This window comes from Pantoea sp. RG18 (assembly GCF_025910075.1).
In the GTDB taxonomy this organism is placed as follows: domain Bacteria; phylum Pseudomonadota; class Gammaproteobacteria; order Enterobacterales; family Enterobacteriaceae; genus Pantoea; species Pantoea agglomerans.
Map to the genome: position 1 here is coordinate 358,898 of NZ_JAPCIL010000007.1, position 14,175 is coordinate 373,072.

Here is a 14,175-nt window from a genome sequence, read left to right on the forward strand (position 1 = left end):
TCTAAACACCCAATCAGGCACTCAGCTTCACCGGTTTCTCATCGAAATCGCTGGCCGGAATCAGATCCAGCTCGAACTCTTTCAGCATCGCTTTCAGACGGGTATGGAAATTCCGTAAGGTCTCTTCCACGCGCGCCGTATTCTCTTTGCCTTTGATGGTTGCCACCGACCAGTCACCCTCTTTATCGAACAGACCGATATGGTAGACATAGGTAAAGTGGTCAGCCTGCGCTTCCAGCTCCATCCACCAGCCCCAGAACTCACGCAGTTCCGGTGCCGGTTTCACATTAACGCAGGCAGCCAGGCAGTCGAAAAAGAACTGGGTTTCGCCACATTTCCCATCGCGAATATAAGGCCCAAGCTCCGTAAAGCGCTTAAGCAGGCGACTGCGGGGATGACCACTTGGTAACGTCATGCTGAATCTCCATAGATTTTGACCGCTATACAGCCTTGATTTTCCGGACGGCCAGGGGATGTCATGTTTCGCTTAACGGCAGCCCGGAAGAATTCCGCTACTAGTTGTAGCAAATACTGTAAATTTTGCCAGTTACCTTTTTAAACGCTTCTCCAGCCAGTCGCAAATTTCATTCAGCGCCTTGTCGAAACTGGCCATCATCGGCTTCACCGGAATCAGCAACGCTTTGCCATCTGACGAAGAGTTAGCGATCAGCTTGCTCTCCTCTTCCGGGCTGAAAAGATCGTTTTGCCAGTAGCCCGACAGCATGGGTGTCGGCGTCCGGCGGCCCAGCAATCCCTGAGTTTTCAGCGAATATCGATTGAGTTCGGTACGCAGCGCACTGTCAGAAGCGGTTGCCATGCCCAGCCGGCTCGCCAGCATATCCATATACATATCCGGGATCTCATCCTGCAACGCTGTCTGCGTCAGCAGCGCATGCACAATCGGGCCAAGACAGGCGACCCCACGCAGCCGCTGCGATTCCAGATAGGCCAGTCGCACGGCCACGTTAGCGCCAAAGCGATAACCAAACGCCGCCACGCGGGTATGGTCGATCCAGGGCACGTTTTTCAGATCGCGCAGCACCTGCTGATGCAGAAAGCTGGTGTCCTGACTCAGCGTCCATTTCACCGAGTTGCCTACCGACGGCACATCAATGGTCAGCATGGCGATGCCGCGCGGGGCAAGGTAATCATGGAACAGGCGATAGTGATCGCTCTGTAATGAGTCGAGCGCGCCACAGAACAGCACGGTGGGATAAGGCGCTTCAACGTCAGGCGGCATGTGCAGAAAGCCGTTAACCGGGCTGCCACCCTGAATGGCGAACGTCAGCGGTTTCAGCTCGCCCGGCAGGCGTTGAGTCGCCTCTTCATAGGCGCGGTTCGCCAGCGTCTGCGCCTGGTCGGCCAGCTCATCCCCTTTTATATAGGGATAGGCCGCAACGCTGTAGAGATGCGCCGCGTGCAGCCAGTAGTCGCCCGCCTCGCTGTCGTCGGTGGCCTCCAGCGCTTTCTGCTGCCAGATACCCGCCTGTTTACACCATTCGAAATGCCAGTTGCCGCCGCGAAAACCGATTACAGTGTCGAGCAGCGTCTCATCCGTATGTTCAACATTGCTGATGGCAATCCGAGCCAGCACTTCGCTGATCTCCTGCGGCGTCAGGCCACGCCATGTCCACATCAGCTTATTCAGCATACGATACCAGCCACGCTGGCTGTCACCATCCAGGGCTGAGTGGACATCCGAAGTAGCATGATGGTGGCGGCGAACCAGGGTTGAGGTTTCAGGATGTTTAAAGCGCGGTTTGAACAACTCCTCGCTGAGATTTTTGCTCGACATACTCACTTCTCCTGCAACAGAAACGGCGATGGCTAAGTGTACTGTACGGCAATTCGGGGTGCGAGGCACAGAAAGCACAACGCCCGGAAAACCGGACGTTGTCTGATGCATATCAATCAGCTTTTAACAATCGGCGGGATGTAGACCACGCCCATATCCCACGGCTGCTCGATCCAGGTATCCTGCGGAATATCGACAATATAATCATCAACCAGTGAGCGACCGGCCGGTTTAGCGAAAATGGTGCAGAAACGCGCTTTCGGGTACATCTCGCGAATCGCCTGGGCAGTGCCGCCGGTATCTACCAGGTCATCGATCACGATAAAGCCTTCACCGTCGCCTTCTGCGCGCTTCAGAACTTTCATTTCGCGCTGATGATCGTGGTCATAGCTGGAGATGCAGACGGTATCGACGTAGCGGATACCCAGTTCACGTGCCAGCAGCGAAGCCGGTACCAGACCGCCGCGGCTCACCGCGATAATGCCTTTCCACTGTTCAACAGGAAGCAGGCGCTGGGCCAGTTTACGGGCATGAATCTGAAGCATGTCCCAGGTAACGACGTATTTTTCGCTCATAGAATAGAAATCCCAGCCAACCGAGGTGGCGTAAAAATGTGCAACGGGGAAAAGGTTGCGCGAGATTATAAGGAGTTGACGCACTAAAAACCAGCACCCGCGCACTGGTTGCGGCTTTTTAGCGCGTCTGAGAGCGCACCCGGTAGAAAACAGTGATATTCTCGGGCCTGGCTCGTCAGATTCTCTGACGGCGATTTTTCACTGGAAACTCGCGATGTCCGGCCTCGCCGGTACACTGACACAGGAGACCTGTCGTGTCTGAATTGTCTCAACTCTCTCCACAGCCGCTGTGGGATATTTTCGCTAAGATCTGCTCTATTCCCCATCCCTCTTTTCACGAAGAAGCGCTGGCGAGTTACATCGTCGGCTGGGCCAAAGAGCAAGGCTTCTGGTGTGAGCGCGATCAGGTCGGCAACATCCTGATTCGTAAGCCCGCCACCGCAGGCATGGAAAACCGTACCCCGGTTGCGCTGCAGGCGCATCTGGATATGGTGCCGCAGAAAAATAACGACACCGTTCATGACTTCACCAAAGATCCGATTCAGCCCTGGGTTGACGGCGAGTGGGTGAAAGCGCGCGGCACCACGCTGGGCGCGGACAACGGCATCGGTATGGCTTCTGCGCTGGCAGTACTGGCTGACAACAGCCTGACGCATGGCCCGCTGGAAGTGCTGCTGACCATGACTGAAGAGACCGGTATGGATGGCGCATTCGGTCTGCAACCCAACTGGCTGCAGGCAGAAATCCTGATCAACACCGACTCCGAAGAAGAAGGTGAGATCTACATGGGCTGCGCGGGCGGTATCGACTTCGTTACCACCCTGCCACTGACCCGTGAAGCGGTGCCTGCTGAATTCCAGACCCTGAAGCTGACGCTGAAAGGCCTGCGTGGCGGTCACTCCGGTGCCGATATTCATATGGGCCTCGGCAACGCCAACAAACTGCTGGCGCGCTTCCTGGCGGCACACGCTGCTGAACTGGATCTGCGTCTGCTGGCCTTCAGCGGCGGTACGCTGCGCAACGCGATCCCGCGTGAATCCTTCGCTACCGTGGCGGTCGAGAGCCACAAAGCGGATGCGCTGAAATCAGCGGCGGCGCACTTCCTGAGCGCCATCAAAAATGAGCACGGCATCAAAGAGCCGAACATCGCACTGGTCACTGAGCCGCTGGCGCATCAGGGTGATGCTCTGAACGCTGATAGCCGCGATCGCTTCCTGAACCTGCTCAACAGCATGCCAAACGGTGTGATCCGCAACTCCGACGTGGCGAAAGGCGTAGTAGAAACCTCACTGAATATCGGTGTGGTGACCATGGAAGCCGATCATGCAGAGATCAACTGCCTGATCCGTTCCCTGATCGACACCGGCCGCGATTATGTGGTGCAGATGCTGACCTCACTGGGCCAGCTGGCCGGTGCACAGACCAAAGCGAAAGGCGGCTACCCAGGCTGGCAGCCTGATGCGGACTCCGCCATTATGGCGCTGACCCGTCAGACCTATATCGCGCTGTTTGATAAGACCCCGAACATTCAGGTGATCCACGCCGGTCTGGAGTGTGGTCTGTTCAAAAAACCGTATCCGGAGATGGATATGGTATCGATTGGGCCGACCATCACCGGGCCGCACTCGCCGGATGAGCAGGTTCACATCGAAAGCGTTGGCCTTTACTGGAAACTGCTGACCACCCTGCTGAATGTGGTGCCAGAAAAGTAATTCTGTCACAAAAAAAGTAAACCAGGCTCCGGCCTGGTTTTTTTATGCCTGTGACTTTCCCCCAGCATAATTCGCTGCCTTTTCCGCCCTTTACCCCGCTATTCCGCCGCTTTCCCGCGCTTCGCTGGTCACAGCCGCCATTATGTCCAGATGTCTGGATGGCTAATAAGATTTCGTGCTAGCTTATGCGCTTTCGGCTGTTGCCGCGCCTGAAGGTTCAGGAAAAAATGCGGCCAGTGATTCTTCAGGAGAGTAATGACATGCCAGGGTTAAACTGCCTTGAGATGCGTAACATCTCCATCGCTTTTGGCGGGTTTGCCGCGCTATCGTCGGTGGATTTCCGCAGTGACGGCCATTCAGTACATGCACTGACCGGCGCTAACGGCGCGGGCAAGTCAACGCTGATGGCGATCCTTTCCGGTGCGCACAGCCACTACAGCGGCGAGATCCTGCTGGATGGTGAGCCGGTCTCCATCCGTACGCCGCGTGATGCGAAACGGCTGGGTATCCATCTGGTTCAGCAGGAAGTGGACGTGGCGCTGGTGCCGCAGCTCAGCGTCGCGGAAAACATTCTGCTGGATCGGCTGGCAGAGCCTGGCCACCGCTATCGCTGGGGCGAGGTTCGGCGTCAGGCGCGGGCGCTGCTGGCTCAGCTCGACGTGGCGCTGGACGTCAACCGGCTGGTGGAGCGCTGCACTCTGGCTGAAAAGCAGCAAATTCTGCTGGCGCGCGCGCTGTCGCACCACTGCCGCTTTCTGATTCTGGATGAACCCACTGCCCCGCTGGATCAGCATGAAAGTGAGCGGCTGTTTGCTGTGGTGCGTCGCCTGCAGGCCAGCGGCATCGGCGTGGTGTTTATCTCTCACCGCATTCATGAACTGAAAGCAATCTGTGACCAGCTGACGGTGCTGCGTGATGGCCGGTTGATCGAAACCGGCCCGATGGCGGCACTGAGCGGTGAGCAGATCGTGGAGAAGATGCTGGGGCATCAGCTCACCGATATCTTCCCGGCCCGTCGTGCGCAGCAGACTCAGCCGCTGCTGCTGGCGATTGACGGTCTTCATGATGAGCAACTGCTGCAGGATATCTCGCTACGATTGCACAAAGGGGAAATTCTGGGCATTGCAGGCCTGGCCGGTGCCGGTAAAACCGAACTCTGTAAGGCGCTGTTTGGTGCCAGCAAAAGCCGCGTCAGTCGCGGTGAACTGCATGGCCAGCCGTGGCAGCCCCGTTCGCCGCATGACTCCGTCAGTCGCCGCATGGCGCTGGTGCCGGAGGAGCGGCGCAAAGAGGGGATCTTTATTGATGAGTCGGTGGCAATGAACCTCAGCGTCAGCGCAGACGACAGCTTTTCGCGCTGGAGCCTGTTTGGCCATCGCCAGGCGTGGCGCTGGGCGGAGCAGGTTATCCAGCAGTTGCAGGTGCGCACCACCGGTCCGGCACAGACGCTGCGCCGTCTCTCCGGCGGCAATCAGCAGAAAGTGGCGATAGGCAAATGGCTGCGCAACAACGCCGACGTGCTGATTTTCGATGAGCCGACGAAAGGCGTCGATATCAAAGCCAAAACCGAACTCTTCACCCTGATCGATAACCTGGCGCGCGAGGGGAAAGGCATCATTTACGCGTCGGGAGAGTTTTCTGAACTGGTCGGTTTATGCGACCGGATTTGCGTGCTCTGGGATGGACGCATTGTGGCCGAGCTGGCTGCACGCGACGTCACCGAAGAGACGCTTTTGCTCTATTCCACCGGAGGAACCCCTGCGTGAGCAGCAAAGAAACCAGCCTGAATCTGACAGCCTCGCCGTGGCGTCACCAGTTGTTCGACTTTCTCTATAAATGGGGCATGTTGCTCACGGTGGTGATCCTGATCGCCGCCTTTGGTCTCGCCTCCGACAGCTTCCTTGAACCCAACAACATCATCAATATTCTGCGCTCAATTGCCATTGTCACGGTGATTGCGATCGGCGTCTCGATCTCGCTGACCGTTGGCGGCTTTGATCTGTCGGTCGGATCGACCGCCTCGCTGGCCAATGCGCTGGTGATTTCTCTGTTTGTCTGGTACGGCTTCGGCACTACCACCGCCATCCTGCTCACCCTGGCGCTCTGCACCCTGGTCGGGCTGTTTAACGCCTTTCTGATTGTGATCCTGCGCATCCCCGACATGCTGGCAACGCTGGCGACACTGTTTGTGATTCAGGGGGTGGCGATGACCTACAGCTTTGGCGGATCGATCACCGAGAACATGGTGCTGCCGAGCGGTGATATGGCGGAAGGCACCATTCCGGCGGCGTTTGGCCTGCTCGGCCAGGTGCCCACCATCGTCATCATCATGCTGGTCGTCACCGTCGCCGCGCAGCTGGCGCTCTCACTGACTAAACATGGTCGCCGGATGTATGCGCTGGGCGGCAATCCGGAAGCGGCGCGCCTCTCCGGCATCCGCACCACCCGCTATCGGGTGCTGGCTTATGTGATCGCCTCACTGCTGGCCGGTCTGGGCGGCATTCTGCTCGCCTCGCGTATCGGCTCCTCGCAGGTGAACGCCGGTAGCGGCTACCTGATGGACGCGGTCGCGGCGGCGTGGATTGGCTTCTCACTGGCGGGCTCCGGCAAGCCGAATGCGCTGGGCACGCTGGTCGGTGCGGTGATCCTCGGCGTGCTGCAGAACGGTCTGGTGATGCTCTCTGTTCCCTACTACGCCATGGACATTATTAAAGGGCTGGTGCTGGCTTTAGCACTGGCGATCACCTATATCCAGCGCCGCTGAGGCGCGTTTACCGGAGTTGATAACAATGCAAAAAATAACACTCTCGCTGCTGGCCCTGAGCCTGCTGAACGCCAGCGCCGCCTTCGCGGATACCGTCACGCCGGTGCCTGCGGCTATCGCCAGTCATGATGGCCCGATCCGTATTGCGGTGATCCGCAATCTCGGCTCCGATGACAACACCACCCAGTTTGTTGCCGGTGCCATTCAGCAGGGTCGCCAGCTTGGCTTCAAGGTCAGCACCTTTCTCAGCAACGGCGACGATGCGCGCTTCCAGGATTTCGTGAATCAGGCGATCAGCCAGAAATATGACGGCATCGTGCTGTCGCACGGTAAAGCGCCCTACGCCAGCGGACTGGTGAAGCGCATTGCCGATGCAGGCATTAAGCTGTCGGTGTTTGATACGCCGGTGGATAGCCCGATCCCGGGCGTCACCGTCACCGCGCAGGATGACGCTTCACTGGCGCAGTTGTCGCTGGGCCAGCTCATCCATGATTTCAACGGCAAGGCGAACATCGTCAAGCTATGGGTTGCCGGTTTCCCGCCGATGGAACGCCGTCAGGTGGTGTATGAAAAACTGCTGAAAGAGAATCCGGGCATTCATCAGCTTGAGTCGATTGGTGCGGTTTCAACTGACGTTCAGGGCGACACCGCCAATAAAATTGGCGCGATTCTGGCGAAATACCCGAAAGGCAAAATCGACGCCATCTGGGGTGCCTGGGACGCCTTCAGCCAGGGCGCTTACAAAGCGCTGCAGGAGAATGGCCGTACCGAGATCAAACTCTACAGCATTGATGTTTCGAACCAGGATTTGCAGCTGATGCGCGAGAAAAACAGCCCGTGGGTGCAGACGGTAGCGGTGGATCCTAAAACTATTGGCGCGGTGAATATGCGTCTGGTGGCGAAGAAAATTGCCGGTGAAGAGACGCCAGCGACTTATCAGTTTAAAGCGGCATCGATCTCTCAGCAGCAGCTTAACAGCCAGCCTGGCGCGGTGAACGTCGCGTCACTGAACAAGATCATTCCGGGCTGGGGCAGCAATGAGGATTTCGTTGCCCCGTGGTTTGCGACCCTGGCGGCGAAATATAAGAAGTAATCGGATGTCAGCCTTGCCGGTCGGTGAGGCTGACGCTGACGGTTACGGTTACGGTTACAGACCCAGCAGCAGCTGACGCTCCAGTTGGGGATCCACCATCGTCACATGTAATCCCACCAGCCGCACGCCGCGCCCGGCACGACGCTCATCCCAGGTTTTACGGGCGATGGCAATCATGTCCTCTTTATTCAGCACCGGCCAGATATGCTCCTGGGTCGTCTGCTGAAAATCACTGAACTTCAGTTTGACGCCCTGTCGCGCCACCTGCTTGTCAGGTCGGATCTGCGTCAGCCGGCGTTCCAGTTCGGCGTAGAGAAAATCGATAATTTCCAGGCAGGCATCCCAGTCGCTGATATCTTCCGCCAGCGTCCGTTCAACCCCCAGCGATTTACGCTCGCGCTCAACGATCACGCTGCGGTCATCAATGCCATTGCTGCGCTCCCACAGCACCCGGCCAAACTTACCAAAGCGCTTTAACAGCAGCGCTAAGTCCGCCTTCTGCACGTCGCCACAGGTCACCAGCCCCATCTCTTCCAGCTTTTTGGCCGAGACCTTGCCGACGCCAGGGATCTTCGCCAGCGGCAGAGTCAGCAGAAAACCGGACATCTCCGGCGGGGTAATCACGAACTGGCCGTCCGGCTTATTGAGGTCAGAGGCGATCTTCGCCAGAAATTTAATCGGGGCGATGCCCGCTGAGGCGGTAAGCCCGGTTTCACGGTAGATGGTGGCGCGGATCGCCTGCGCCATCAGTGTGGCAGAGCCGTGACAGTGGGGGCTGTCGGTGACATCCAGGTAAGCTTCATCAAGGGAGAGCGGTTCAATCAGCGGCGTATAGCGGGTAAAGATGTCGCGGATCTGCGCGGAGGCTTCTTTATAGGCATCGAAGCGTCCTGGCAGCAGACGCAGATGCGGGCATAACTTGAGGGCCATGCCGGTTGGCATCGCGCTGCGCACGCCAAATTTGCGCGCCGGATAGTTGGCGGTGCTGATCACGCCGCGACGTTCGCGGCTGCCACCAATGGCGATCGGGATGTCGCGCAGCTGGGGATTATCACGCATCTCCACCGCGGCATAGAAGCAGTCCATATCGACATGAATGATTTTACGCATACCCCCTCCGGCACTGGATAAGTATACAGTTGGCAGGGGTAACTGCAATATTTGTCGCGCTGACGATTAAAGTTTACAAATTTCTGGCCGAATATCCTTCAGTAAATCGCGAATTTGGCTGACGCCGTCTTGCTAAAAAAACAGACAATGTTTAATGTTGCGCTGCGGTAGCGGACAGTTCCGATAATGCAAACAGAGACGCACATTTTGCGTCATGTTCTCTTCACCTCAAGGTACACACAGCATGGGCAAAATCGCACTCCTGTTTGCGATGATTTTACTGCCAGCCCTCAGCATGGCAATGACACCCGAACCCGTCTCAACGGCACCGGTCAGCAAAGAATTAAAGAAGCAGTTACTCGGCACCCCGGTCTATATCCAGATCTTCAAGGAAGAACGCACGCTCGAACTCTACGGCAAAATCGGTAACGAATACCGCCTGCTGGACACCTACCGCATCTGTAACTTTTCTGGCGGCCTCGGCCCGAAACGCCGTGAAGGCGATTTCAAAAGCCCGGAAGGTTTTTACAACGTGAAGCTGAATCAGCTGAAGCCGGATAGCCGGTTTTATCGCGCGATCAACATCGGCTTTCCGAATCAGTACGATCGTAATCAGGGCTACAGCGGCAATTACCTGATGATTCATGGCGACTGTAAGTCGATTGGCTGCTATGCCATGACTAACGCCTATATGGATGAGATTTTTACCTATGTGAATGCCGCACTGCGTAACGGCCAGCAGGATATCAGCATCAGCATCTATCCATTCCGCATGACCGACAGCAATATGCAGCGTCACCGCTACTCCACCTATGCCAGTTTCTGGCAGCAGCTGCAGCCGGGATACGCTTACTTTGCTAAATATCATCAGCCGCCGATGGTTAATGTCGCCAGCGGTAAATATGTGATGAACAGCAGCCCGGCACCGGTTTTAGCCAGTCCCGAAGCGGCTTCACGTTCATTCCTGGCGCTCTCCAAGGCAGAATAACGCCCATTCACCTGGCACGATCCGCTGCCAGGTTTCATTGGCCGTCAGTGGCTGCGTAGCAATCACCGTCACCACGTCATGCGGCGTGGTGTGCTGCTGAAAATCGACCTCCACATCCTGATCCAGTAACTGCGCCCGGCCAAAGGGTGCGCGGCGGGTGATCCAGTAAAGATTGGTGGAGCAAAAGGCCATCAGATAACGGCCGTCTGACAGCAGCATGTTAAACACGCCCTTCTGCCGCAACGTGCCGGCAAGCTCCCCGATAAAACGGAATACCGCAGGCCAGTTGCCTGGCGTACGTGGATAGCGCGTCGCCAGCTGATGCAGGATCCAGCAGAACGCCTTCTCGCTGTCCGTTTCGCCTACTGGCCGGAATGTGCCGGTCTCCAGCTGCCGATAGCCCCTGAGCTGCCCGTTGTGCGCATAGGTCCAGTTACGGCCCCACAACTCACGGGTAAACGGGTGGGTATTTTCCAGCGACACCTGCCCGCGATTCGCCTGGCGGATGTGCGCCACCACCGAATGCGATTTGATCGGATACTCCTGCACCAGACGCGCAATCGGCGAGTTAAAGCTCGGCAGCGGATCTTTAAACGTACGACAACCTTTATCTTCGTAGAAGGTAATGCCCCAGCCATCTTTGTGAGGCCCGGTTCCACCGCCACGCTGAACCAGACCGGTAAAGCTGAAACAGATATCCGTGGGAACATTGGCGCTCATCCCGAGCAATTCGCACATAGCCACCGCCTTAGAGTAAGCGGCCTCCCGTCAGGCGGGAGGCCAGCGCAGTTACTTCACCATCTCTTTTTCGATCAGCAGCATCAGGATATGGATCACTTTAATGTGGATCTCCTGGATGCGATCGGCATAACCAAAGTGTGGCACCCGGATTTCAATGTCGGCACTGCCTGCCATCTTACCGCCATCTTTACCGGTCAGGGTGATCACTTTCATCCCCTGCGCACGGGCAGCTTCAATTGCTTTAATGATATTGGCAGAGTTACCGGAAGTTGAGAGGCCCAGCAGCACATCGCCCGGACGCCCAACTGCTTCCACATAGCGTGAAAAGACATAGTCATAACCAAAATCATTACTGACGCAGGAGAGATGGCTGACATCAGAGATGGCAATCGCCGGATAGCCAGGACGATTTTCGCGGTAGCGGCCGGTCAGCTCTTCAGCGAAATGCATCGCATCGCAATGTGAACCGCCGTTACCGCAGGAAAGCACCTTGCCGCCCGCCTTAAAGCTGTCAGCCAGCAGCACCGCAGCACGCTGGATCGCATGGATATTGGCCTCGTCGCTGAGGAATTTATTCAGCGTATCAGCAGCTTCATTAAGCTCAGAGCGGATAATGTCCTGGTACATAGGGATGTCCTTTTTTAGGAGAGGTTAATCGCAGCAAGTTTAACGGAATGGCCGGTCAGCGCAAAGCGTCATGCCATGGCTGGCCAGGCAGTGGCGGCGATTATCGCTGCAGCGGGTGATGCAAAAATGGACAGAAATCGGTTTTTGTGAGGCAGGTTGTAATTGCGATGTAAACAAATTGATAAATCAACCCAACTGCTCTAAACCTCTCTACATAACAGGTCAGACCTCTTACTACTTGGAGCGGTTCATTATGATGGTTGTCTCGATACTTGCCACGGTGGCGCTGATTGGCGCCCTGTTCTATCACCGCCTGTCGTTGCGGCTCAGCAGCGCGATTCTGCTGCTGTGGACTGCTGCGATGGCTTTTGCTCACCTCTGGACGCCATGGTTACTGTTGCCGCTGGCGATTATCCTGCTGCCGTTCAACCTGCCGTCACTGCGCCGCAGCCTGTTTTCAAAGCCGATGTTTCAGCGCTTCCAGCAGGTGATGCCGCCGATGTCACGCACCGAAAAAGAAGCGATCGATGCGGGCACCACCTGGTGGGAAGGCGATCTGTTTCAGGGCAAACCAGACTGGCAGAAGCTGCACAACTATCCGCAGCCGCGCCTGACCGCCGACGAGCAGGCTTTTCTCAATGGTCCGGTTGAAGAAGCATGTCGCATGGCCAATGATTTCCAGATCACCCATGAGCTGGCCGATATGCCGCCGGAACTGTGGGCCTATCTGAAAGAGCATCGTTTCTTCGCGATGATTATCAAAAAAGAGTATGGCGGACTGGATTTCTCCGCCTATGCGCAGGCCTGCGTGCTGCAAAAACTGTCGGGCGTCTCCGGGATTCTGGCGATTACCGTAGGCGTGCCTAACTCATTAGGTCCGGGCGAACTGCTGCAACACTACGGCACTGAAGAGCAGAAAAATCACTATTTACCCCGGCTGGCACGCGGCGATGAGATCCCCTGCTTTGCGCTGACCAGTCCGGAAGCGGGCTCAGATGCCGGAGCCATCCCCGATACCGGCGTGGTCTGCATGGGCGAGTGGCAGGGTCAGCAGGTGCTGGGCATGCGGCTGACCTGGAACAAGCGTTATATTACGCTGGCGCCGATCGCCACCGTGCTGGGGCTGGCATTTAAACTCTCCGATCCGGATCATCTGCTCAGCGATAACGAAAATCCTGGCATTACCTGTGCGCTGATCCCGACCAACACGCCCGGCGTGGAGATAGGTCATCGCCACTTCCCGCTTAACGTGCCGTTCCAGAACGGGCCGACACGCGGCAATAATATCTTTGTGCCGATTGATTATATTATCGGCGGCCCACAAATGGCCGGTCAGGGCTGGCGGATGCTGGTGGAGTGTCTGTCTGTGGGTCGCGGCATTACGCTGCCATCGAACTCAACCGGCAGCCTGAAAAGTGTGGCGCTGGCGACAGGCGCCTATGCCCATATCCGTCGTCAGTTCCGCGTCTCAATCGGTAAGATGGAAGGGATTGAAGAGCCGCTGGCGCGCATTGCCGGTAACGCCTACGTGATGGATGCGGCGGCCACGCTGATTACGGCCGGTATTATGCAGGGTGAAAAACCGGCAGTGCTGTCGGCGATTGTGAAATATCACTGCACCCATCGCGGTCAGCGCGCCATTATCGACGCCATGGATATTGCCGGCGGTAAAGGCATTATGCTGGGTAACAGCAACTTCCTGGCCCGCGCCTATCAGGGTGCGCCCATCGCCATCACGGTGGAAGGCGCTAATATTCTGACCCGCAGCATGATTATCTTCGGACAGGGTGCGATTCGCTGCCATCCTTACGTACTGCAGGAGATGGCGGCAGCAGCCAGCAACGATGTTAACGCGTTTGATCAGGCGCTGTTCAGCCACATCGGTCATGTCGGCAGCAGCACCATGCGCAGCCTGTGGCTGGGCTTAACCGCCGGACGCACCAGCGCCACCCCGACCCGCGATGGCACCCGTCGTTACTATCAGCATCTGAACCGCATCAGTGCCAACCTGGCGTTGCTCTCTGATGTGTCGATGGCGGTGCTGGGCGGCAGCCTGAAACGTCGTGAGCGTATTTCGGCGCGTCTGGGCGATGTGCTGAGCCAGCTCTATCTCGCTTCGGCGACGCTGAAACGCTATGACGATGAAGGCCGCAACGAAGCCGATCTGCCGCTGGTGCACTGGGGCGTGCAGGATGCGTTACATCAGGCGGAAGTCGCGATGGACGATCTGCTGCGTAACTTCCCGAACCGTCTGGTCGCGGGCGCATTGCGGATGACTATTTTTGCAGGCGGTCATCACTGCCCTGCTCCGTCTGACCGTCTGGACCATCAGCTGGCAAAACTGCTGCAACAGCCGTCAGCTACACGCAGCCGTCTGGGCCGTGGCATGTACCTGACGCCCAGCGAGCACAACCCTGCCGGTCAGCTGGAACAGGCGTTGCAGGATGTGATGGCGGCAGAAGTGATCCATGACAGGCTGTGCAAACAGACGAAGCAGCACCTCTCTTTTACCCGGCTGGATGCGCTGGCGAAGCGCGCGCTGGAGCAGGGCTGGATTGATGCTAAAGAGGCTGAAGTGTTGCAGCGTGCTGAGGCCAGCCGCCTGCGTTCGATTAACGTCGATGAGTTTGAGGCGGATGCGCTGGCAGTGCCGGTGCCAGAGAAAGCCCCTCAGGCTGCGTCGCGGGCGAGTGAGGCAGCATAGGTTTAGCGTTAGCCTGCATCACCGGCGCAGGGAACAGGGTCAGAAGAGGAAAGCGTCCCGCGTCAG

General features: G+C 57.2%; 12 protein-coding genes. 6 read left to right on the forward strand and 6 right to left on the reverse strand.

The genetic code is table 11. The features are described from left to right. Positions 1-13: 13 nt before the first annotated feature. From crl to gpt, 3 genes are all read right to left on the reverse strand, one after another. A complete protein-coding gene (gene crl / locus OK409_RS10345) occupies positions 14-415 on the reverse strand; it encodes a sigma factor-binding protein Crl (protein ID WP_264367034.1) in 402 nt (133 codons plus the stop codon). Positions 416-547: 132 nt separating this feature from the next. Then, positions 548-1,795 (reverse strand): esterase FrsA, encoded by a 1,248-nt coding sequence (frsA, locus tag OK409_RS10350; RefSeq protein ID WP_010255196.1) that lies wholly within the window; start codon positions 1,793-1,795, stop codon positions 548-550. A 116-nt stretch (positions 1,796-1,911) separates the two neighbouring features. After that, positions 1,912-2,370: a xanthine phosphoribosyltransferase gene (gene gpt / locus OK409_RS10355; RefSeq protein WP_009091894.1), complete on the reverse strand. Its 459-nt coding sequence runs from the start codon at positions 2,368-2,370 to the stop codon at positions 1,912-1,914. A gap of 254 nt (positions 2,371-2,624) precedes the next feature. On the opposite strand from gpt, the gene pepD reads away from it, so the two are divergent. The 4 genes from pepD (at position 2,625) to OK409_RS10375 (ending at position 7,939) form a co-directional block, all read left to right on the forward strand. Continuing rightward, a complete protein-coding gene (gene pepD, locus OK409_RS10360; protein WP_250489512.1) occupies positions 2,625-4,082 on the forward strand; it encodes a beta-Ala-His dipeptidase in 1,458 nt (485 codons plus the stop codon). Between the two features lie 260 nt (positions 4,083-4,342). Next, positions 4,343-5,848 carry a sugar ABC transporter ATP-binding protein gene (locus tag OK409_RS10365; protein WP_031292786.1) on the forward strand — a complete coding sequence of 502 codons (1,506 nt, stop codon included), beginning with the start codon at positions 4,343-4,345 and terminating at the stop codon, positions 5,846-5,848. Continuing rightward, the gene (locus tag OK409_RS10370) at positions 5,845-6,846 is read left to right on the forward strand and encodes an ABC transporter permease (protein WP_010671160.1); all 1,002 of its coding nucleotides are present in this window, start codon (positions 5,845-5,847) and stop codon (positions 6,844-6,846) included. The genes OK409_RS10365 and OK409_RS10370 overlap by 4 nt, the downstream gene beginning before the upstream one ends. A gap of 25 nt (positions 6,847-6,871) precedes the next feature. Further along, entirely contained in the window at positions 6,872-7,939 is a 1,068-nt protein-coding gene (locus tag OK409_RS10375) for a sugar ABC transporter substrate-binding protein (protein ID WP_010255186.1), read from the forward strand. Positions 7,940-7,993: 54 nt separating this feature from the next. Here the strand turns inward: OK409_RS10375 and dinB are convergent, their stop codons facing one another. After that, on the reverse strand, positions 7,994-9,049 hold the full coding sequence (gene dinB, locus OK409_RS10380) for a DNA polymerase IV (protein ID WP_010255185.1): 1,056 nt from the start codon (positions 9,047-9,049) through the stop codon (positions 7,994-7,996). Positions 9,050-9,293: 244 nt separating this feature from the next. Here dinB and dpaA point away from each other — a divergent pair, with 244 nt between their 5' ends. Next, a complete protein-coding gene (gene dpaA / locus OK409_RS10385) occupies positions 9,294-10,037 on the forward strand; it encodes a peptidoglycan meso-diaminopimelic acid protein amidase (protein ID WP_010255183.1) in 744 nt (247 codons plus the stop codon). Here the strand turns inward: dpaA and OK409_RS10390 are convergent. Beyond that, positions 10,008-10,775 (reverse strand): class II glutamine amidotransferase, encoded by a 768-nt coding sequence (locus tag OK409_RS10390; RefSeq protein ID WP_010255181.1) that lies wholly within the window; start codon positions 10,773-10,775, stop codon positions 10,008-10,010. The two genes, dpaA and OK409_RS10390, sit on opposite strands and share 30 nt — an antisense overlap. A 51-nt stretch (positions 10,776-10,826) precedes the next feature. Continuing rightward, positions 10,827-11,405: a D-sedoheptulose 7-phosphate isomerase gene (lpcA, locus tag OK409_RS10395; protein ID WP_010255178.1), complete on the reverse strand. Its 579-nt coding sequence runs from the start codon at positions 11,403-11,405 to the stop codon at positions 10,827-10,829. Between the two features lie 253 nt (positions 11,406-11,658). Here lpcA and fadE point away from each other — a divergent pair, with 253 nt between their 5' ends. Further along, on the forward strand, positions 11,659-14,109 hold the full coding sequence (fadE, locus tag OK409_RS10400; RefSeq protein WP_010255176.1) for an acyl-CoA dehydrogenase FadE: 2,451 nt from the start codon (positions 11,659-11,661) through the stop codon (positions 14,107-14,109). Positions 14,110-14,175: the final 66 nt, after the last annotated feature.